Source organism: Gottfriedia acidiceleris (assembly GCF_004138285.1).
In the GTDB taxonomy this organism is placed as follows: Bacteria; Bacillota; Bacilli; order Bacillales; family Bacillaceae_G; genus Gottfriedia; species Gottfriedia acidiceleris_A.
Genome location: NZ_SCFN01000059.1, coordinates 1 through 826 on the forward strand (window position 1 = coordinate 1; position 826 = coordinate 826).

1 protein-coding gene is annotated in these 826 nt (G+C 29.4%); it reads left to right on the top strand.

The genetic code is table 11. The features are described 5' to 3' along the window. A partial coding sequence (locus EP747_RS23935; protein WP_328590760.1) for a substrate-binding domain-containing protein occupies positions 1 to 346 on the top strand: 346 nt, incomplete at its 5' end. Between the last annotated feature and the right edge of the window lie 480 nt (positions 347 to 826).

The following is an 826-nucleotide window of genomic DNA, read 5'->3' on the forward strand; positions in this document are numbered from 1 at the left end:
AGACGTTAAGATTAATGATGGCGTAGGAACAGTTCAAGATTCAAACGGTGCAGTTGAACAAGCTGTAAACTCTACTCCTGGTGCAATTTCTTATCTTGCTAACTCATATTTAATCGGCGATAAAAAAGATGCTTTAAAAACTGTGAAAATTGATGGAAAAGAATCTTCAACTGATAACATTACTTCTGGTGCGTACCCATTCTATTCATATGAGTATATGATTACAAAAGGTGATGCAAAATCTCCAGTAAAAGAATATATTGAATTCATTAGTGGCGATGAATTTGCTGACAAGTTAGTTGAAATGGGTTATATCCCAGCTTCAGAAATGTCAGGTTTACAATAATATAATGCAATTTAAGCTGACTCGAAAGGTCTATGACTTTTGAGTCAGCTTTTTTTATTTCTTATAGAATGTCAACCAAATATACGGTTTTATTAAAGAAGTTCACAACTTTATAAAGTTCACTATGTGTTCGTATTTTTCTTTTTCAATATTCCTTACTCGCCATAGATCGGGCACCTGAAACTACTTAAAAAGTTAAGCTACTTTTAAGTAGTTTTCTTATTTATATTTATCAAGTTTTAATAAGTAATTTGTATTTTAACGTTACTTACAATGCCCATAAATCAATTAAACATACTACCTCTTAAAAAGATTTACAATTTCTTTACGATTGATTAAAACTTGCTTAACCTAAAAACTTTAAAGTAGAGATTGTAAGAGATAACAAACAAAAATTAAAAACAAAATTAAAAATAAAAACAAACATTTTAGGGGGATTAAAATGAAACGTGGATTAAAATTAACATTTGCAGCAATGGC